General features: G+C 58.2%; 18 protein-coding genes. 7 read left to right on the top strand and 11 right to left on the bottom strand.

Annotated elements, in window-relative coordinates; all coding sequences use genetic code 11:
* Positions 1-7: 7 nt before the first annotated feature.
* Positions 8-709 (top strand): zinc ribbon domain-containing protein, encoded by a 702-nt coding sequence (locus HWX74_RS15045; RefSeq protein ID WP_176014318.1) that lies wholly within the window; start codon positions 8-10, stop codon positions 707-709.
* 59 nt (positions 710-768) lie between these two features.
* Positions 769-1,836 (top strand): hypothetical protein, encoded by a 1,068-nt coding sequence (locus tag HWX74_RS15040; protein ID WP_176014317.1) that lies wholly within the window; start codon positions 769-771, stop codon positions 1,834-1,836.
* 181 nt (positions 1,837-2,017) lie between these two features.
* Here HWX74_RS15040 and miaB read toward each other — a convergent pair whose 3' ends face one another.
* The gene (miaB, locus tag HWX74_RS15035; RefSeq protein WP_176014316.1) at positions 2,018-3,376 is read right to left on the bottom strand and encodes a tRNA (N6-isopentenyl adenosine(37)-C2)-methylthiotransferase MiaB; all 1,359 of its coding nucleotides are present in this window, start codon (positions 3,374-3,376) and stop codon (positions 2,018-2,020) included.
* Positions 3,377-3,389: 13 nt separating this feature from the next.
* Positions 3,390-4,520, bottom strand: coding sequence for a glutamate 5-kinase (gene proB, locus HWX74_RS15030; RefSeq protein WP_176014315.1), 1,131 nt, complete (start codon positions 4,518-4,520; stop codon positions 3,390-3,392).
* 206 nt (positions 4,521-4,726) lie between these two features.
* Here proB and HWX74_RS15025 point away from each other — a divergent pair, with 206 nt between their 5' ends.
* Positions 4,727-5,680: a serine/threonine-protein kinase gene (locus tag HWX74_RS15025; RefSeq protein WP_176014314.1), complete on the top strand. Its 954-nt coding sequence runs from the start codon at positions 4,727-4,729 to the stop codon at positions 5,678-5,680.
* Between the two features lie 133 nt (positions 5,681-5,813).
* Here HWX74_RS15025 and rbr read toward each other — a convergent pair whose 3' ends face one another.
* The 3 genes from rbr to HWX74_RS15010 all read right to left on the bottom strand — a co-directional run bounded on the left by rbr (position 5,814) and on the right by HWX74_RS15010 (position 8,771).
* Positions 5,814-6,389: a rubrerythrin gene (rbr, locus tag HWX74_RS15020; protein WP_176014313.1), complete on the bottom strand. Its 576-nt coding sequence runs from the start codon at positions 6,387-6,389 to the stop codon at positions 5,814-5,816.
* Positions 6,390-6,421: 32 nt separating this feature from the next.
* Positions 6,422-7,816, bottom strand: a complete 1,395-nt coding sequence (locus tag HWX74_RS15015; RefSeq protein WP_176014312.1) for a glutamate synthase-related protein — start codon at positions 7,814-7,816, stop codon at positions 6,422-6,424.
* Between the two features lie 115 nt (positions 7,817-7,931).
* Positions 7,932-8,771, bottom strand: coding sequence for a zinc-dependent peptidase (locus HWX74_RS15010; protein WP_176014311.1), 840 nt, complete (start codon positions 8,769-8,771; stop codon positions 7,932-7,934).
* A 230-nt stretch (positions 8,772-9,001) separates the two neighbouring features.
* On the opposite strand from HWX74_RS15010, the gene HWX74_RS15005 reads away from it, so the two are divergent.
* Positions 9,002-9,772, top strand: a complete 771-nt coding sequence (locus tag HWX74_RS15005) for an HpcH/HpaI aldolase/citrate lyase family protein (protein ID WP_176014310.1) — start codon at positions 9,002-9,004, stop codon at positions 9,770-9,772.
* 46 nt (positions 9,773-9,818) lie between these two features.
* Here the strand turns inward: HWX74_RS15005 and HWX74_RS15000 are convergent, their stop codons facing one another.
* Genes HWX74_RS15000 through HWX74_RS14990 form a run of 3 tightly spaced genes read right to left on the bottom strand, consistent with a single transcriptional unit; the run spans position 9,819 to position 12,682 of the window.
* A complete protein-coding gene (locus tag HWX74_RS15000) occupies positions 9,819-10,751 on the bottom strand; it encodes a hypothetical protein (protein ID WP_176014309.1) in 933 nt (310 codons plus the stop codon).
* Positions 10,748-11,431, bottom strand: coding sequence for a RadC family protein (locus HWX74_RS14995; protein WP_176014308.1), 684 nt, complete (start codon positions 11,429-11,431; stop codon positions 10,748-10,750). The genes HWX74_RS15000 and HWX74_RS14995 overlap by 4 nt, the downstream gene beginning before the upstream one ends.
* An 18-nt stretch (positions 11,432-11,449) precedes the next feature.
* Positions 11,450-12,682, bottom strand: coding sequence for a class I SAM-dependent RNA methyltransferase (locus tag HWX74_RS14990; protein WP_176014307.1), 1,233 nt, complete (start codon positions 12,680-12,682; stop codon positions 11,450-11,452).
* Between the two features lie 184 nt (positions 12,683-12,866).
* Between HWX74_RS14990 and HWX74_RS14985 the strand changes: the two genes are divergently transcribed.
* Positions 12,867-13,988, top strand: a complete 1,122-nt coding sequence (locus tag HWX74_RS14985) for a DegT/DnrJ/EryC1/StrS aminotransferase family protein (protein ID WP_176014306.1) — start codon at positions 12,867-12,869, stop codon at positions 13,986-13,988.
* A 6-nt stretch (positions 13,989-13,994) separates the two neighbouring features.
* A complete protein-coding gene (locus tag HWX74_RS14980) occupies positions 13,995-16,040 on the top strand; it encodes an ABC transporter ATP-binding protein (RefSeq protein WP_176014305.1) in 2,046 nt (681 codons plus the stop codon).
* 53 nt (positions 16,041-16,093) lie between these two features.
* Here HWX74_RS14980 and coaBC read toward each other — a convergent pair whose 3' ends face one another.
* From coaBC to HWX74_RS14965, 3 genes are read right to left on the bottom strand one after another with little or no spacing between them, the layout of a single operon-like run.
* Positions 16,094-16,747: a bifunctional phosphopantothenoylcysteine decarboxylase/phosphopantothenate--cysteine ligase CoaBC gene (coaBC, locus tag HWX74_RS14975; protein ID WP_217704971.1), complete on the bottom strand. Its 654-nt coding sequence runs from the start codon at positions 16,745-16,747 to the stop codon at positions 16,094-16,096.
* Positions 16,740-17,528: a hypothetical protein gene (locus HWX74_RS14970; protein WP_176014303.1), complete on the bottom strand. Its 789-nt coding sequence runs from the start codon at positions 17,526-17,528 to the stop codon at positions 16,740-16,742. The genes coaBC and HWX74_RS14970 overlap by 8 nt, the downstream gene beginning before the upstream one ends.
* Complete coding sequence (locus HWX74_RS14965; RefSeq protein ID WP_176014302.1) at positions 17,525-18,022, bottom strand: TrmH family RNA methyltransferase; 498 nt, start codon at positions 18,020-18,022, stop codon at positions 17,525-17,527. Before HWX74_RS14965 ends, HWX74_RS14970 begins: the two co-directional genes overlap by 4 nt.
* 235 nt (positions 18,023-18,257) lie before the next feature.
* Between HWX74_RS14965 and HWX74_RS14960 the strand changes: the two genes are divergently transcribed.
* The gene (locus HWX74_RS14960) at positions 18,258-19,349 is read left to right on the top strand and encodes a glycoside hydrolase family 18 protein (RefSeq protein ID WP_176014301.1); all 1,092 of its coding nucleotides are present in this window, start codon (positions 18,258-18,260) and stop codon (positions 19,347-19,349) included.
* Positions 19,350-19,437 lie beyond the last annotated feature (88 nt).

Here is a 19,437-nt window from a genome sequence, read left to right as displayed (position 1 = left end):
AAGCGAGATGACAAGATGGATCGAGACGCTGTTGGCGCTCCAGGAAGTGGACATGCAAATCCGCAATCTGAATATCCGCAAGAAGATGATTCCACAGGAGGAAGCCAGACTGACCAAGGAGCTGGACGAAGCCCAGAGCGAGTTGCGGGAAGCCAAAATCGCCGCTCACCAGACGGAAGTGGCCATCAAGGAAAATGAAGCTCAGATCGTCAAGCTTTACGACGCCATTGCCCAGAAGCAGCAACGTTCGACGATGATTCGCAAAAACGACGAATACCAGGCGGCCTTGACGGAAATCGCCAACAACAAGGCCAAAATCGAAGAGCTGGAAAGCGACATCATCCTGCTGATGGACAAGCAGGATGCCCAGAAACTGCGGCTCAAGGAAATCTCCGCCGAAACGGACGCCCAGACCGTCAACATCCGCAATGAAATCAAAGAGCTCCAGGGACTGGTCAAGGAAATCGATGAAATGCTCGGCGAACTGGAGCAGGAGCGGAGCAAGTGCGCCACCCAGGTGGAAAGCGAACTGTTGCGGCGCTACGAAGCGTTGCTGCGCGGCAAAGCCGGTGCGCCGCTGGTCAAAATCGTCAATGAAAATTGTACCAATTGTCATTTGCGCATCACGCCGCAGACCCTGACGCTGGCCAAGCGCGGCGCCATGGCCAGTTGCGACAATTGCTCCCATTTGGTTTATCTGGAAGCGTAACCTTTCCCTGCCGGCGGGCAACAGATACCCCAACTGCGCCAAACCGAAAGGAAAACATGATGGGCGAACGAATACTGACCAATGTCGAACGGGTCCATTTCCATGAAAACGATAAAAATTCGCCGGAGGATCTCTGCCTGCCGTCCTGCCTGACCAGTTTGGCCGGCAGCATCGGCCGGGATATGGGGATTCGGATCACCGAAGACGGCTGGCGGCAGCGGCAACTTTATTTCGATTTGCTGGCCTGGACCGGCATGGGATTCGGATTGCTGTGGTATCCCGGCGGCTGTCCTTCCTGTACCGATCTGAGCCAGGTCAACGATTCCCACGATCAGACCATCGAGCGCGGCTTCGCTGGAATCGGCTGCCGTGCCGACATCATCGAAAACAACGCCGAAACCGCCGCACTCATCAAACAACGCCTGGTCGAATCGATCGACACCGGTTTTCCGGTGCTCGCCTTCGGGCTGGTCGAGCCGCCGGAGTGCGGCATTGTCTGCGGTTACCGGAAGGATGGCGGAGAACTGCTGGGCTGGGACTTTTTCCAGAAAGAATTTCCCTGTGAACAGCATGACAACGGCATGCTGCTGTTGCGCGACTGGTCGAAGGTATGGAAATTCGTCTTTCTGAAAGAAAAAGGCGCGCCGGTCGACCTGCGTAGTCCCGAAAGGATGCAGCAATGCCTCGAACATGGCATTCGGATCATGACCAAAACCAGCGTGGAGAATTATCTGGCCGGCCAGGCCGCCTATGAAGCCTGGAAAACCTATGTGCTGGCCGATGCCGTGCCGCCGGAAGAAATTCGCCGGCGTCATTTCCTGCATCATATCCTGGTCGGTAACCTGGCGGAAGCGCGGGCTTATACCTGTTTCTATCTCGGCGGCAAGCCGGATTTGCCGTCGGATGCGCCAGCGGCGGAGCGGGCCGGCGACAAATTCATGATCATTCACAATACCTGCTGGAAAATCTGGAATATCCTGGGCGATTACGGCGCACCGATGGAGATTTTGGCGGAAAAGTTCATCGATCCGGACAACCGCCGAAAGATCGCCGAGCATATCGACGAAATGGCGCAACTGGACCGGGAAGCGCTGCACCTGCTGAAACAGGCGGTCGGCCAGGCCTGACGCCAAGAAGGCGCGGCGCCTCAACTCCCGCCGGCTTGGACGAAGAGACGGGCCGGTGCGGTATGCTCATGCTTCCTTCCCGGACGCCCCATTTGCAAAAAAACCGCCGACAACCGGCAAAATTCACCATATTCGCGCCATTGTTCAAGCTGCTTTCTGCACTTCACCGGCCGGTCGCGATTCACTCGGACGGCAAATCCGGAATATCGTCGGCAAACAGCGTCATATCGGTCACTCTGGCGATCGTCACCCGGTGGAGATCACCGCGACGCACCGACGGCTGCGGCGCGAACATCACACTTTTGGCGGTGGCGGTTTTCCCGGTCCAGCGGGCCGGGTTGCGATGGCTCGGCCCTTCGACCAGCACTTCCTGGCAGGTGCCGACCAATTGGCGATTGTTGCGCCAGGCGCTTGCGGACAGCAGTTGCAGCAACCGCTGGTTCCGCGCTTCCTTGACCGCCTGCGGCACATCGTCGGGCATTTCGGCGCTTCTGGTGCCGGCGCGCGGCGAATACTTGAAGATGAACGCGTTGTCAAAACCAACCCGTTCCATCAACTGGCAAGTTTCCTCGAATTCAGCCGCACTCTCGGTCGGAAATCCGACGATGACATCGGTCGAAAAAGCGATATCCGGCATCGCCTGTCGCAACGCCCCGACGATTTGCAGATACTGTTCCGGCGTATATTGCCGGTTCATCGCTTTCAGGACCCGGGCGGAACCGGACTGCAGCGGCAGATGCACGCTGTGGCATACTTTGGAACACTCCGCCATCACCGCAATCAGCTTCGCGTTGAAATAAGACGGATAAGGAGATGTGAAACGAATTCGGTACAGCCCCTCGATTTGTTGCAGTTCCTTCAGCAGATCGGCAAACGGCGAAACATCGTCCGGCGGCGGATTGACATTGCCGTTCCAGCCGAACGCGGCGACATTCTGTCCAAGCAGCATAATTTCCCGGGTGCCGTTGGCGACCAGTTCCCGCGCTTCCGCCACCACATCGCCGATCTCCCGGCTGATCTCCCGGCCGCGCACATACGGCACGATGCAATAGGCGCAGAACCGGTTGCAACCACGGGTAATCGCGATAAAATCGCTCAACTTCGCTTCCGGCTGATGGACGCCCATTTCCGTCAACACTTCGCTGCCGGTCGCCAGCCGGGCGATTTGCCGCCGATCCTCCCGCAGCGAAGCGATAATCTCCGGCAACTGATGCAACTGGCCGGTTCCGACCACGAAATCCAGATGCGGCAACTCCCGGAACAGCGATTCGCCCCGATTCTGGGCCATGCAGCCGATTACGCCGATCAGCAGTTCCGGCTTGCGCCGCTTCAGCTTTTTCAGATAACTGATCTTGCCGACCGCCTTGCGTTCCGCCTGGTCGCGGACGCTACAGGTGTTGAAAATCAGCACGTCGGCCTCCTCTTCCCGTTCGACCATCGCGTGGCCCAACCGCATGAGTTTGCCGGCCAAAGCCGCCGAATCGCGTTCGTTCATCTGGCAGCCGTAAGTCTTGATATAAATCTGCAAAGGACGGGTCATTCCAATTTTCCGTTCAATTTTCCGCGATCGACAGATTGTCGCGGTGGATCAGTTCCTCATCGGCATCGCGCTGCAGGATTTTCGGGATTTCCACACCGTGTTTGCCGATGATCAAGGCACACTCCTCGCTGGCGAAATTCACCAATCCCCGGCCGAGCACCCGGCCTTGCCGGTCGAGCACTTCCACGGTGTCGCCGCGCCGGAATTTACCGCTGACCGACACCACCCCGGACGGCAACAGGCTGCGGCCCCGGTCGACGACCGCCGCCGCCGCCCCGTCGTCGACGGTCACCGCGCCGGCGCATTTGGCAAAAAAGCGGATGAACCGTTTGCGGGCCTGCAATTTGGAATGGCGCGGCACGAACAAAGTGCCGACATCCTCGCCGGCAATCATCCGCTGCAGCATGTCGTCCCTGCGGCCGTCGGCAATCCAGAGATAGTCGCCGGCCGCCGTCACCATCGCCGCCGCCCGCAGCTTGGAGGTCATGCCGCCGATCGAAAACGTGGCATTGTCGGTACCGGTCGCCGAAGCCCGCATCGTATCGTCGATCCTGCCGACCAGCGAAATGCGTTCCCCCAGCGCCCCGTCGGCATTCCGCTGCCGCAGCCCCACTTCGGTCGTCAGGATGATCGTCAACTGCGAACCAGTCATCGTCGAAAGCATCCCGGCCAGAATGTCATTGTCGCCGAACCGCAATTCGTCGACCGACACCGAGTCGTTCTCATTGACGATCGGCAATACCCGATGCGCCCACAATGCCTTGATGCAGTTCAGTACGTTCAAATGCCGTTCACGGGCACGCAAATCGGCCGCGGTCAACAGCAGTTGCGCCGACTTGAATCCGAACGGCTGACAAGCCTGATCGTACAGCGACATCAATTTCTCCTGCCCGATCGCCGCCAGCGCCTGCACTTCCGACAATTTCCGCGGCCGCTTCGCCAGCCCCAGTTGCTGCATGCCGATTCCGACCGCACCGGAGCTGACCAGCAGTACCTGATACCCTTTTTCCCGCAGCGCCGCAATCCCGGCAATCAATTTCGGAATCCGGCTCTGGTCAGTCAACAACCGGGTCCCGACTTTGACCACCACCTGGCGGCACTCGGCCAACACCTGCCGGCGGCACTCCAATTCCTTCTGAGCCATATCTTTCATTCATCCAGATGTTTTATGTATTGTGAACAAGTCGTATAATATATCGTACCTTGTCCACTTAACAAGCGTTTTCGACGGATTTCCGTAAAAAGAATGACCTTGCTTTTGCGGCACTTCGGCTGTAAAGTATCTGGCCGTTTCCGGCGTTCCCGCCGGAATGGAAAAACCGGAAAAGAACATTCACTTTCAGGAGACGCATGCTTTACCGTTGCAGCTTTTGCCGCCGGCAGTCCGACAGCACCTCACCGGAATTCTCCACCGGGCGCTGTCCGCACTGCGGCGAGGAACTGGCCGGAGAATTTTCCGGCGGCCGGATCGGCGAATTCACCGTGCTGGCCGAGCTCGGCCGCGGCAACAACGGCGTGGTTTACCTGGCCCGTCAGCAAATTTTGAACCGTGAGGTGGCGTTGAAAATCCTGCCGCCGGAACGTTTCGAGGAGCCGGCAACCCGGCAGGCATTTTTCCGGGAGAGCAAGGTGACCGCCAAATTGAGCCACCCGAACATCGTCCAGGCCTGGGCCGCCGGCGTCACCGAACACGGCTACGGCTTTTTTGCGATGGAACTGGTCGCCGGTAAATCGCTCGACGATTGGCTGCTGGCATTCGGCGCCCTGACTTATGCCGAAGCGCTGAAAATCGGCGCCCGCATTTCCGATGCGCTGGCCTACGCCTGGGAAAAATACGGCATGACCCACGGCGACATCAAACCCGGCAATATCATCATCCGCCAGAGCGACAAATGTCCCAAACTGGCCGACCTGGGGCTGGCCAAATTCGCCAACGAGCCTTATCAGGATGAGGTGATGGCCACGCCGCTGTATGCGCCGCCGGAAGTGATTAATTTCGATTTTGAACATATGGGCTATAAAAGCGATATCTACAGTTTCGGCGCCACGCTGTATGAATTGTTTGCCGGTGAAGCCCCCTTCCCGAGCGATGACCAGCAATGGGTGCTCGACCAGCATCGCTTCACGGTTCCGGAACCGCTGAAGGAGCGCGGCTGTTTCGACCCGCAGCTTTCCGATTTTATCGCCAGCATGCTGGCCAAAAATCCGGACGACCGGCCGGAATGGCGCGACATCGCCGACTTCCTGCAGCAATTGGAACGGCGGCTGCCGCACGCTCAACCGGCCGTCACCTCCGCGTTCTGAATGCACGGAGGAGAGAGGGAACAAGTGTTGCCGGCCAGGCGGAAGCCGCATGTCGTTTCACCAATTGAAAAAAAACGGCTGACCTGCCTGGACGGCAAAGTCAGCCGGAATCTTTCAATTGGCAAACGCCGTTTTACCAGTTTTCCGCCAGGATTTCGAAATAGGCTTTCGGATGGGCGCAGGCCGGACAGGTTTCCGGCGCTTCGGTGCCTTCATGCAGATAGCCGCAGTTGCGGCAGCGCCATACCACCTTTTCCGGCTTCCTGAACACGGTGTCGTTTTCGATATTCGCCAACAGTGCGCGATAACGCCGTTCATGCTGCCGCTCGGCGACACAGACATGATCCCAGACCGAGGCGATCGCCTCAAAGCCTTCCTCGCGGGCCTTGTCGGCAAACGCCGGATAAAGATTGTGCCATTCATCGTATTCGCCGGCCGCCGCTTCCTGCAAATTTTCCAGCGTCGAACGCAGCGCGCCGGCCGGATAGGAAGCGGTTATTTCCAGATCGCCGCCCTCCAGGAATTTGAAGAAACGCTCGGCGTGCTCTTTTTCCTGATTGGCCGTCTCGGTGAAAATATCGGCAATCTGCATGTACCCGTCCTTGGCCGCCCGGCTGGCGAAATAGGTGTAGCGGTTGCGCGCCTGCGATTCACCGGCAAACGCCTTCAGCAAATTTTTTTCCGTTTCAGTTCCCTTGACCGATTTCATTTTTCATTACTCCTTTTGCTTGGTGTTTGGGATCACACATGCTTTATAGAAGTGTAATCCGATATTTCAGAATTGCAAGTACACAAGTCGTCAATATTCAGCTCATGCACGTCGCGGTGGCCGGTAATCCGGGCGAATTGCTGCAATTCCCCGGTGCTGACCCGCAGGAAATTGGCCAACCGCGTTGCGGCGGCAGCCGGCTGGAAATTGGCCCGCAGCGCCTTGTCCTGCGAAGTGATGCCGACCGGACAACGGCCGGAATTGCACATCCGGTACTGCTGGCATCCCAGGGCGATCAACGCGCTGGTGGCAATCGCCACCGCATCCGCGCCGAGCGCCAGCGCTTTGGCGAAATCCGGCGAAATCCGCAAGCCGCCGGTGATGATCAGCGAAACGCCTTCCGCCCGGCAGGCGTCCAGATGCTTCCGGGCCCGGTACAACGCAAAAATAGTCGGAATCGACGTCGCCTGCTTGATGTACTTCGGCGCCGAACCGGTTCCGCCGGGCCGGCCGTCGAAGGTGATGAAATCCGGCGCGGCGGGCAGAACGAAATCAAGATCTTCCTCGATATGGCCGGCCGCCAATTTGACGCCGATCGGCCGGCCGCCGGAGATTTCCCGCAGCCAATCGATTTTCGCCTTCAATTCCCGGGTCGAGGTAATATCCGCATAATGTGCCGGACTCAGAATGTCCCGTCCCACCGGAAAACCGCGCACCGCACTGATTTCCGGGGTGACTTTCTCCCCCGGCAGATGACCGCCCATACCGGGTTTGGCGGATTGCCCGAATTTGATCTCCACCGCATCGGAGCGCTGTAAATTTTCCGGCGTCACTCCATAGCGGTTCGGCACATATTCAAAAATATACCGGTGCGCCGCCGCGATGCTCTCCTCCAGGATGCCGCCCTCCCCGGAACACATCGCCGCGCCGACCTGCGCGCTGCCCTGCGCCAGAGCGATCTTCGCTTCCTTTGACAACGCGCCGAACGACATGTGGCTGACGATGATCGGCGTTTCCAGCCGCATCGGTTGTTTCGCGTTCGGACCGATGACGGTTTCGGTCGCCACCGTCTCCTCCTGCAGCAGCGGCAACCGGGACAACTGGCAGCCCTTGATCAAAATATCGTCCCACGAAATGACCGGCAGTCTGGTCCGCATCGCCTCATCCAGCGATTTGCCGCTTTCGGCAATCGCCTTGATATCGCTCATATAGCTTTCCAGATCGTCTCCGGACCGCATGAATTTGCTCATATCCACCGCTGTTGAAACGGCTTCCGAAGTGGCGGCCGCTCCGCTTTTCAAGTGGTAGCCTTCTTTTTCGGCGCCGCACACCGGACATTGCCAATCGGCCGGCAAATCGGCAAACGCCACGCCTTCCGCCACTTCATCGTATTCGAACTGACAAACTTCACAAACGTAAACCGCCATTTTTATTCTCCTGCTTGACAACCTTAAAGAAAGACGTATTGCTTATTAATAATAATTACTATTTTCTAAATTGCAACAAAAAATGAAATTTTCCCGACCAAATATTGCCGAGCGGTCAAACCGCCGCAAAGCCGGCCGGGTCCACTCGATAAAACTCCCGGAACAACTCGTAGAGATTCGGATGCACTTCCTTCAAACGGATCGGTGAACAGAAAAAACTCTCCGTCGTCACCGCGAAAAATTCCGCCGCATTGGTCGCGCCATACCAGTCAAGCACGTCCGGCACCGCGTGCCGCGCCTCGGCCACCAGCTGGTCATATTCCGCTTTCATCAAGGTCCGCCATTCCAGAAAAATCGTTTTACCGTCCGGCAGCGGCGGAATGCCGTCGGCCGGACCGTTGAGCTGATCCAGTTGATGGGCAAATTCATGCAGCACCACATTGCTCCTGGTGTGCGGGTTCAGGCATTCCGAACGGACCTGCGACCAGGCCAGCACCAAACTGCCGTGCAGCCAGGATTCCCCCAGGCGGACACTTTCGGCACGCAAATGCACTTCGTTGTTGAACAGCGCCGGCTTCACCGGCACGACATAAGCATTCGGATAGATCAAGATGGAGTCCAGATCCGGATAGTCGTCGAGCTCCTTGCCCAACAGAAGCAGACAACCCATCGCGCCGATCATCACCTGCATCTCTTCAGTCACTTTCAGTCCGCCGCACCCTTCGAAAACCTTTTCATCGAGAAAAATCGCCAGCCGCCCGCGCAGCTCCCGGCGCAATTGATGCGGCAAACGCCGATACAACGGCAGCCGGTGCAGAATTTTCACCTGGCTCGGCGTAATCTGATGCTGCATCAGCCAGGTGCGCCGCCGCTTCCGGCGCCAGGAAACATACCAAACACCTCCGGCAATCACCAGACACAGCAGCAGTAAAAAAACAATCTCATACCAATCCACTACCGGTTCCTCCTGATCACTTTCTTAACAATAACCGGCCAAAGGGCAATAAGCAAATGAATCGATCGCAAAAAAAACAAATCAAACCGTTTCGGAAAAAAGTGCATATTTCTGCAATCAAAAGCTTTTCTCTATCGTAGCCAAATTGATCATCCTTTGCTATACTATGTAGGGAAATCCCAACCGGAACCATTTCCGAAACCATTCATTTTTTTAAGGAATTTTACATCATGGTATCCAAAGAGTGTCGGGCATTGAAACGGATGCGGGCCGGAGAAACAATCAGCTGTTTCAAATTCAACCTCGAAGGCGGCCGGATCGTCCAACAGATCGGCCAACTGAAATTATTCGACTGCCTGTGGAGCGATATGGAACACACGCCCAACGGCACAGCGGCAATCGAACAACAGGTGCTGGCGGCTCAAGCCTGCGATATGGATTTGATCGTCCGGGTCAAACGCGGTTCCTACAGCGATCTGGTGCTGCCGCTAGAAATGGATGCCGCCGGCATCATGGTGCCGCACGTCATGAGCGCCGCCGAAGCCGCCCGCATCGCCCGGCAGACCAAGTTTCATCCGATCGGCCGGCGGCCGCTGGACGGCGGCAACGCCGACGGCGGCTTCGGCCTGCTGCCGACTGAAGAATACACGCAATCGGCCAATGCCAACCGGATGGTGATCATCCAGATCGAAGATCCCGAACCGATGGCGGAGCTGGACGACATCTGCGCCACGCCGGGCATCGACATGATTTTTTTCGGCCCCGGCGATTACAGCCATGCCCTGGGCGTTCCCGGCCAGTTGGCGCACCCGGAAGTCAATGCCGCCCGTCAGAAAATCGCCGCATGCGCCACCCGGCACGGCAAACTGGCCGGCACCACCGGCAGCCCGGAATCGTTCGCGGAATACAGCCGGATGGGGTATCGGCTGGTCAACATCGGCTGCGATGTGCTCGGCCTCCGGCAGTATTGCGAAGGACTGGCCGCCCGGTTGAAAAAATAAAATTCCCCCCCCGGAAATCTCCGTTTTCACGCCCGGAGATTTCCGGTTATTCCGAGACTTCCTCCTCCGGCCAGAGCAGATGACGCTGGTCGAACCAGAGCGACAACAGGCTCATCAAATAAGCCAGCGATAAGGCAATATAACCGACCGCTTCCCAGCCGGCCCGAAAAGCATAACCGGCGCCGACGGTAATGCCGAGCGGCACCGCCCCGCTGATCAGCAACCGCCATTCGATCGTCAACAGCAATAAAACGATGAAATAAATCAGGTCGATGCCCGGCAGCCAGTAAAGAACGCGCGACACCCGGCAGCCGTCCCGGCGCAACAGTTCACCGGAAACGATGCCGCCGACGTAAACCAGCAGCATCAGCAGTGCCCCCGCCCCCCAGACCAGTTGATTATTTTTCTGGTACCCGTCGATGATGATCGGCAATGCCAGCGTATAAAACGTCAACAAAACGATCGCCAACCGCGCCGCAAACAGGCCGCGCAGCAGCATGACCAGGAAATAAAGACAATTGACCACCGGAATACAGGCACAAATCCCCAGAATTTTATTGAGTTTGCGATACTCCTCGCTGAACAGCTCCGGAACGGCTTCATCATCCGCCCGGGGAGCCGCTTTCCGCGCCGTATTTTTTTTCTTCGGCTCCGCCGGGCGGCCGCCCTCTTTCAGATGCTGCAAAGTTTCCAGCACCTGCCGGCAGGTCGCCTCGAATTCCGGATAGTTCAAATTTTCAATCAAGCCGTCGCCATGGGCCGCCTTGTTGCGGATCGAAGCGATATAATGCAGCCGGCTCACCGTTTCAGCCGGCAGCTTATGCTGCAATTCATCGGTGGCGGTATGCAGCCCGCCGGCTTCCGGCGAAGCACCCAGCTCCCGCAGCAGCGTCTCCAGCCGGCGCGCATAAACGATGATATTGCCGGTTTCCAGCGGCGACAACACCATTGCCGCCGGTTTCGCTTCCTCTTCATTCATGATGACAGCAACCCGTCACGCGCCATGCTGCGCAAACTTGCCGGACTGACGATCAGGTGGTCGATCAGGCGGATGTTCATCGCATTCAAGGTTTTTTCCACCGCCCTGGTCACCGCGATGTCCTCGTTGGACGGCAGGCAAACGCCGCTGGGATGGTTGTGAATCAGGATCACCGAAACCGCTTTGAGACGCAGACACTCTTCGACGATATTGCGCGGATAGACCGCCGCCCGGTCCACCGCGCCTTCGATACAGGCGAAATCGATGACGTGCGCCTGCGGATTCAAGTAAATGACCATGAAGGTTTCATGCCGGTTGGCGCCCAGTTTCATCCGGGCAAAATCGGCGGCGGCTTCCGGCGTGGCCAGCACATCGACGCTGCGCATCCGCTGTTCCAGATAAGCGCAGCAGAGCTCCCGCTGGCATTTGAGAAACAGCGCGACGTTCTCCCCCACCCACGGCACCTGGCAAAGCTCCTCCAGCGTGGCATCCAGCACGCCGGGCAATGACTCGAATTTCAGCAGCAGCGCCTTGGCAACCGGCTTGACATCCCGGCGCGGGATCGCATAGGTCAGCAGCAGTTCCAGTTTCTCATAGTCGTGCATACCGACAAAGCCGGTGCGTTTGAACCGCTCGCGCAATCGCTGCCGATGTCCTTTCTGCCAATCAAATTCCGTCATCTTCGTCCGTTCTCCCGTCTATTCGCGGCTTAAAAAAGTCAATACTTCAAAATGGGCGCTGCGCGGAAACATGTCGATCAGCCGCACCGTGCGCAGCCGGAAACCGGCCGATGTCAATTTACGCAGGTCGCGATACAGCGTCGCCGGATTGCAGGATATGTAAAGCAAGCCGCGCAGCGAACTGTCCATCACCGCCTGGACCGCCCGGGCCGCCAGGCCGGTCCGCGGCGGGTCGACGAGCAGCACGGCGCCGGCCGGCGCCTGCTTCAGCAGTTCCGGCAACCATGTTCCGGCATCCCCGGCAATCACCCGGCCATTGGCACACTGAAATTGTTTCAAATTGTATTCCGCCGCCGCGACCGCCGCCGCATCCAGCTCCACGCCGATCACCTCCGGCACGCCGGCCAGCGCCGCCGTCACCGTGAAAACGCCCGCCCCGCAATAAGCATCAATCAGTTGCGGCACCCGGAGCCGCTTCAGCCAGCTCGAAACCTCGCGCAGCAACGCCTGGCCGCCGGCCGGATTGACCTGAAAAAAACTGCCGGCCGGCACCGCAAAAGTGCCGGCTTCCAAAGACTCTTTCAGCCAACTCAAACGTCCCGGCGGCTGATTGCGCCAGTAAAGCGCCCCATTCCAGGCGGTATGGCGCAAAGTCAAACTCATGCGATCGTGCAAGGTATGGAAAAAACCGCGATCGGCACGCAGTTCCCGCAGCTTTTCATCGATGGCCGGAGCGGCCAGCGGGCAGGATTCGATGTCGATCACCGTCGTGTTATCTCGCCCGAAATAGCCGAGCAGCGTCTCCCCGCCGCGTTTCTGCACGTGCAGGACGATTTTGTTGCGGTAATGATAGGGGTCGGCCGGACCAATCGGCGTTTGCAGCACCGTTTCATTCCCCGGCGCGGCCAGAACGCCCTGCAGTTGATGACGCAACTGCTCCTGCTTGATTTCGCACTCCAGCGAATAGTCGAGATGCTGATAGCTGCAGCCGGGGCAACGGCCGAAATAGCGGCAGAGCGGCTCGACCCGCCGCGGGCTCTTCGTCAGAAATTCGATCACCTTGGCGCGGCAGTAATCGCTTTTGAGCTGGGTGATTTCGCCCAGGATCACTTCATGCGGCGCCACCCCTTCGACGAACACCACCAGCGCGCCCAGCCGAACCAGCCCCGCTCCGCCGAACACCACTTCCTGCACTTCCGCTTTAAAACGCTCTCCGACTTTCACGTCGTCCCTTTCCCAATTGCCCAACATTTGCTTTCGATTCCACAGTCATTCCATAATATACATTGAGCAAAGTTTATTTTCAGCCGGATCAACATAGAAAAAAGTAAAAAAAACATAATCACCGGATGAAATACGTTCCAAGTGGTGGTATGTTAATGGGCGGATGTTTTTCTGCCGAATTTTGAAATATTTATGGAAGGAGTACCATAGCATGCAGGTTCCTCTGTTGGATTTACAGATGCAATACCGGACGATCAAAGATGAAGTCCTCGCCGAAATTACCGATATCTGCGAATCGCAGCGTTTTATTCTCGGTCCCAAGGTGGAACAGTTCGAAGCGGAAGCCGCCAGATATTGCGGTACGCCGTACGCCTGCGGCGTCACGTCCGGCTCGGACGCGCTGATCATCGCCTTGATGGTCGAAAAAATCGGACCGGGCGACGAGGTCATCACTTCCCCGTTCACCTTCTTCGCCACCGTCGGCGCCATCGCCCGGGTCGGCGCCACGCCGGTCTTCGCGGATATCGATCCGGTGACCTTCAACATTGCGCCGGAAGCGATCGCCGCCAAAATCACGCCGAAAACCAAAGCAATCCTCCCGGTTCACCTGTTCGGCCAATGCGCCGATATGGATCCGATTATGGAATTGGCCCGCCGGCATAATCTCATCGTCATCGAGGACGCCTGCCAATCCATCGGCGCCGAATACAAGGGCAGACGGGCCGGCAGTATCGGCGATTACGGCTGTTTTTCGTTCTTCCCGAGCAAAAATCTCGGCTGTTTCGGCGACGGCGGGCTGGTGACCACCAACGACGAAGCGAAAGCGAAATTGCTGAAGATCTTCCGCAACCACGGCCAGAGCGGCACCTATATTCATCAATATGTCGGCGGTAATTTCCGGCTCGACGCATTGCAGGCGGCGGTTCTGTCGATCAAGTTGAAACATCTCGACAGCTGGACCGCCGGACGCCAGCATAACGCCGCCGATTACCGGCAACTGTTCGCCGCCTCCAAAATCGGCGATCGAATCGCGTTGCCGCAGGAAGCCCCCTACCCGGTTCGCCATATTTACAACCAGTTCTGCATCCGGGTCGCCGACGGACGGCGCGACGAATTGAAAGCCGGTTTGCAGGAGCGCGGCATCGGTTGTGCGATCTACTATCCGCTGTCGCTGCATCTGCAGGATTGTTTCCGGTCGCTGGGCGGCAAAACCGGTGATTATCCGGTCAGCGAAGCGGTTTCGCAGGATATTCTGGCGCTGCCGATCTATGCGGAGTCCAGCCATGAGCAGCGCGCTTATCTGGTTTCGGCAGCCGAGCAGATTCTCGGTTGATCGCCCATGGGAAAAAATCAAGAAAATGAGCGGGAATTCAAGCGCCAAAGCTATTTCCGCCTGCTGAATTATGCCAAGCCTTACCGCTGGCGGCTGATCATCGGCGTCACCGCCGGTTTGCTGGTCGGCGGCTCGCTGTTCCTGGCCATCATGCTGCTGCCGCAGTTGACGCAGGTTTTCGACTCCCAGCAGCCGCAGAATAACCCGGCGGTGACGGTTTCCGCCGCAACCGCCGAAGAGATCTGCCGGCAACTGGAGCAGAATCCAAACCGCAACCAGGCGGAGCGCATCCAACTGGTGGAAAACATCCTGGCGCCGCCGGAGGACGACCCGCAACTGGCCAAAATGCTCAAGCAACTGGAAAAGGCGGCGGAGCGTTATTATCTGCCGCTGAAAGTGGAAGGCTACAGCATTCACGTCACCTGGCCGATTGAGTTCTCGCTGCCGGTCAAGGGGGCCGACGACCGGATCGCCTGGCAGTTGTTCGCGCTGTATATGGTCGGATTCGTGCTGGCCTGGACGCTGAAAAACCTGGCCACCTATATCAACCGTTATTATACCCGCTGGGTCGGCGCCCGGGTGGTGGCCGATTTGCGCAACGAAGTGTTCCGCAGTCTGCTCAATCAATCGCTGCGTTTCTACGGCAAAATGGATATCGGCCACTTGATCAGCCGCTGTTCCAACGACACTTCGGCGATCGAATCGTCGGTTTCCAGCGTCATCGCCGACGCGACCCGCTGTCCGATTGAAATCCTCGCCTGCGTCGCCGCCACCCTGGTCGCCTGCCGCCAATACGACAATTACACGCTGTTGATCATTCTGGTGATCGGCATGCCGATGGTGATCCTGCCGGTCATCATCCTGAGCCGTAAAATCCGCAAGACCTATAAAGCGTCGTTCGCCAAAATTGCCGAAGTCATCTCCCGGATGCACGAGGTCTTCACCGGCATTCTGGTCGTCAAGGCTTACAACACCGCCGAGCGCGAGGAACAACGTTTCCGCCAGATCAACCGGAAATATTTCCGGACGATCGTCCATGCCTTGAAACTTCAACTGCTGATGGCGCCGCTGATGGAAGTGGTGGCGGTCGCAGCGACGCTGGTGTTCCTGCTCTACGCCTATCGCAGCGGCATCAAACTCGAACAGCTTGTCGCTCTGCTGGCGCCGGCCTTTCTGGCCTACGAGCCGATCAAGAACCTCTCCAAGGTGATACCGGAACTGCAGAAAAGCATGGCCGCCGCCGATCGTTATTTCGACCTGATCGACACCCATACCGCCCTGAGCGAGAAGGCGGACGCCGTCGAGCTGCAAAACTTCAACGACCGGATCTCCTTTCAGCATGTCGAATTCGCCTATGCCGACCATAAGATTCTCGACGACATTTCCTTCGACATTCCGAAGGGCAGCGTCGTCGCCGTCGTCGGCGAAACCGGTTCCGGCAAAACGACGATCGCCAATTTGATCGCCCGCTTTTACGATGTCGACCGCGGCAGCGTCACCATCGACGGCGTCGATGTCCGTGATTTCAGCCTCGCTTCGCTGCGCCGGCACATCGGCATCGTCACCCAGGATGCCATCCTCTTCAACGATACGATTGCCAACAACATCGCTTACGGCTGCCCCAACGCCAGTCCGGAAGCGATCGTCGAAGCGGCCAAACAGGCCAACGCCCATCAGTTCATCGTCGACGGCCATCACACCGAAGGTTACGACACCGAAGTCGGCGAAAAGGGGTTCAAACTCTCCGGCGGCGAAAAGCAGCGGGTGGCCATCGCCCGGGCGATTCTCAAGAATCCGCCGATTCTGATCCTGGATGAGGCGACCAGCGCGCTGGACACGGTGACCGAACGACTGGTGCAGGATGCCTTGAACCGGGTGATGAGCAACCGGACGGTCTTCGCCATCGCCCACCGGCTGAGCACCATTCAAAACGCCGACCTGATCATCGTTCTGAAAGACGGCAAAATCATCGAACGCGGCACCCATGCGGAACTGCTGGCGCTGGACGGGGTTTACAAGCAACTGCATACCACCCAGTTCGGCGGCAACTGACCGGCAGGAATCCCTGTCGCGGCGAGCCGGGGAAAATATCGCCGGCCCGCCGCTCAAGATGAAATCGGTCGGGCGACAATTTCCAGCAATCGCCGGGCGACCGTCAGTTTGTCGGCCAGCGGAATTTCAATTTGCCGGCCGTCCCGGCTCAGCAGCGTAATCGCGTTGGTATCGACGCCGAAGCCGCTGACGGCGGACCGTACATCGTTGGCGGCGATCCAATCCAGGTTTTTACGTTCCAGCTTGCCCTGCGCGTTGGCCAGCAGATCGTCCGTTTCGGCGGCGAAGCCGACCAGAACCTGGCCGGGCCTTTTCCGCTGTCCCAGCGATTGCAGGATATCTTCGGTCCGCTCCAGTTCCAGCACCAGTTTGCCGGGCAGCTTTTTCAGCTTGTAATCAACCGCCGTCAACGGCCGGTAATCCGCCACCGCCGCCGCCATGATGATCAGCCGCGCCGACGGCGCCAGACGATGAACCGCCCGGGCCATCTCCGCCGCCGACTCCACGTCGATCAACGCCACGCCCTCCGGCGGCGTCAACGCAGTCGGACCGCTGACCAGGACGACCCGGAACCCGGCTTCCGCCGCCGCTTGCGCCAGCGCATAGCCCATCTTGCCGCTCGACCGGTTGGACAGGAAACGCACCGCATCGATCTTTTCCCGGGTCGGCCCGGCGGTGATCAACACCGTTTCGGCCGTCTTATTCATGCGTGTCCTTCCGCGTTTCCGGATGCGCCTGGGCATACATGGTGAAATATTGGACCGGATATTTATTGGGATGGCGCAGCAGCCGGCATTCCGGACACATGAAATCGTTGATGCCGTAAATCAACGCCGTCGCCGGCGAACGCCGGATGACCACTTCGCCGCCTTCCGGAATTTCGATGATATCGGGAGAATTGTCGGCCACCATGCAGCCGGGGCCGCGAATGATCTGAATCCGCACCTGGACCGTATCCGGCAAAACCAGGTGATTCACCTCTTCGGTGCTGTTGCTGAAAGCCAAACCGATTCCCACCCGGAACAGGCTGTGGGTGATGCTGCGGTAATAAGCCGTGCTGCCGTGGACCGTCGCCAACCCGACGCCGTCGCCGACAATTTCATTGGCGTACAACTCGTCGTCAATCCAGACCCGGTAGCGCAGCGCGCTGACCCGTTCCCGATTGTGGATGAAAATATCGTTGAGCGCCCGCACCTCCCGCGCCTCGAAACTGCCGCTCAACAACGGCAGGATATGCAGAGGCGTCAAACCGGCCTGAAAGGCGGCCAGTTGCCGGTCGTAGCGGTGACGCCCGCACAATGGCGCGGTCGCCGCATCCCGGATCGGCCAGACCGGCAATTCGGGAAACCGCCGCACCGCCTGCAGCAAGGTGCCGTCGCCGCCGTGCGCCACCACCAGTTGCGGCGCCGCGTCCGTCCCGGCCAGGCCGATGGAGGCCAGGCCCGGCGCGATATCGGCCAGATTTTTACCGATCAATCTGATATTCATGCCGTCGTTCCGTTTTTTTCAGAGAGTTTACATTTGGCGATCAAAGCATACAACACCGCCGCCGCCGCATTGCCGACATTGATCGATGCCTTGGCGCCGAACATCGGCAAACTGACCACGCCGTCGCAAACGGCCAGCGTTTCCGCCGCCACGCCGAGCGCCTCGTTGCCGAACACCAGCGCCAGCGGAAACCGATAGTCGAATTCCCAGGCCGGCACGCTGTTGTCGGTGCATTCGACCGCCAACACCTGCCGGACGCCTTCCCGGCGCAGCAATTCCACCGCCAGCAAAGAACTTTCCACGCTGCGGCACGGCACCAGCCGGTCGGTTCCCATCGCCGTTTTGGCCAGTTTGGGATGCGGCGGCGACGGCGTATAGCCGCAGGCAATGATCTCCCTGGCGCCGACCGCTTCGGCCAGCCGGAAAATATTGCCGGTATTGTGCGCGCTGCGCAGCCGGTCGAGCACCAGCGTGATTTCAAATGGTCCGCTCATTCTTCCCGTCCAATTCCACTTTCGGCAAACACTTTTTATAAAATTACAGTGACAACGGCGACTTGTCCAGTCGGGGATTCGGGAAAAATAGGAGATTGTAACATCGGCGGGTAATCGTTTTCTGATGATTAATAGACGATTTGTCCAGATCATGGCAATTGTTTTTCTCCCGAATTTTTTGTATACTAATGATAAGATCCGATATCGCAATCAATTCACAACAGGAGTGCCATTTATGAATCATCCCGTTCGCCGTTTTTTCTCCGGCTTGCTGGCCGTCGGCCTGCTGGGCGGCTGCTGTCAGCCCTGCCGGGGAGCCGAACCGCCGGAACCGATGCTCGGCGGCTATTTCACCTACAGCATGCCGGTCGACGAAGTTCGTTACGACACCTACAATTTCGTCTTTCAAGCTTTTCTGAACGCCAACCGGGACGGCGTACTGCAACTGGACGAACGTTATCTGCCTTATCCGGAGCTGGTCGAACAGGCGCATAAAAACGGCGCCAAAGTGATCGTCTCGCTCGGCGGCGGCGGCTTCGGCGATTTTCCGGTCATCCTCGAAACACCGGAAAAGCTCCGCAAATTCGCCGATGCCATCGTCGATTTCGTCGACCGGAACGATTATGACGGAGTCGATCTGGACTGGGAACTGCCGCGGACGCCGGAGGATGGGGAACGCTGGAAAGAGCTGATGATCACATTGCGCCTGAAACTCGACAAAACCGGCAACGAAAAAGGCCGCAAAATGTATTTGACTTCCGCGCTGCCGGCCGGTGAATGGGCCTATGAATTCATCGATAAAGCGGTGCTGCGGACCTGTCTTGATTACATCAATGTCATGTGTTACGACCACAATTGGGGCAAAGCCGCCTATCATGCGCCGCTGTTCGCCGACCCGGAGGATCCGCTGCACGACAGCACGGTCGAAGGTTTGGAATATCTGGAAAAAGTCGTCGGCGTGCCGCGGGCCAGACTGTCAGTCGGCGTGCCGTTTTACGGCAACACTTACCGCCACACCCCGCGCTTCGCCAAAGCAGAGGACGACAACTGGTTCGACGACTCCTATGCGTCGATGATATCCCGCAGCGACGGCTGGAAAAAGGTCTACGAACCGAATTCCAAGGGCACCTGGTATTTCTCGCCGGACGGCAGCCAGATCATGACGCTCGACAGTCCGCAGAGCATTTATGAAAAAACGCAGTGGGCTTTGAGCAACGGTTACGGCGGCGTGTTCTGCTGGGCGATGGTGCATGACCGGATGCCGGACGGCAGCCGGCCGTTGACCGATGCGATGAAAAAGGCCGCCGAGACCCGCAACCTCGAATGACCTCGACGGGCTTCGCCGAGGCAACCGGCCGCCGGCAGCACTGCCGGCGGCTGATTTATTCTCATCCTTTACCGCTCTTTCCATCGAC

It is taken from the genome of Victivallis sp. Marseille-Q1083, from assembly GCF_903645315.1.
GTDB lineage: Bacteria > Verrucomicrobiota > Lentisphaeria > Victivallales > Victivallaceae > UMGS1518.
The sequence above is the reverse complement of the archived record's forward strand: the minus strand, read 5'-3'. Positions and strand labels throughout refer to the sequence as shown.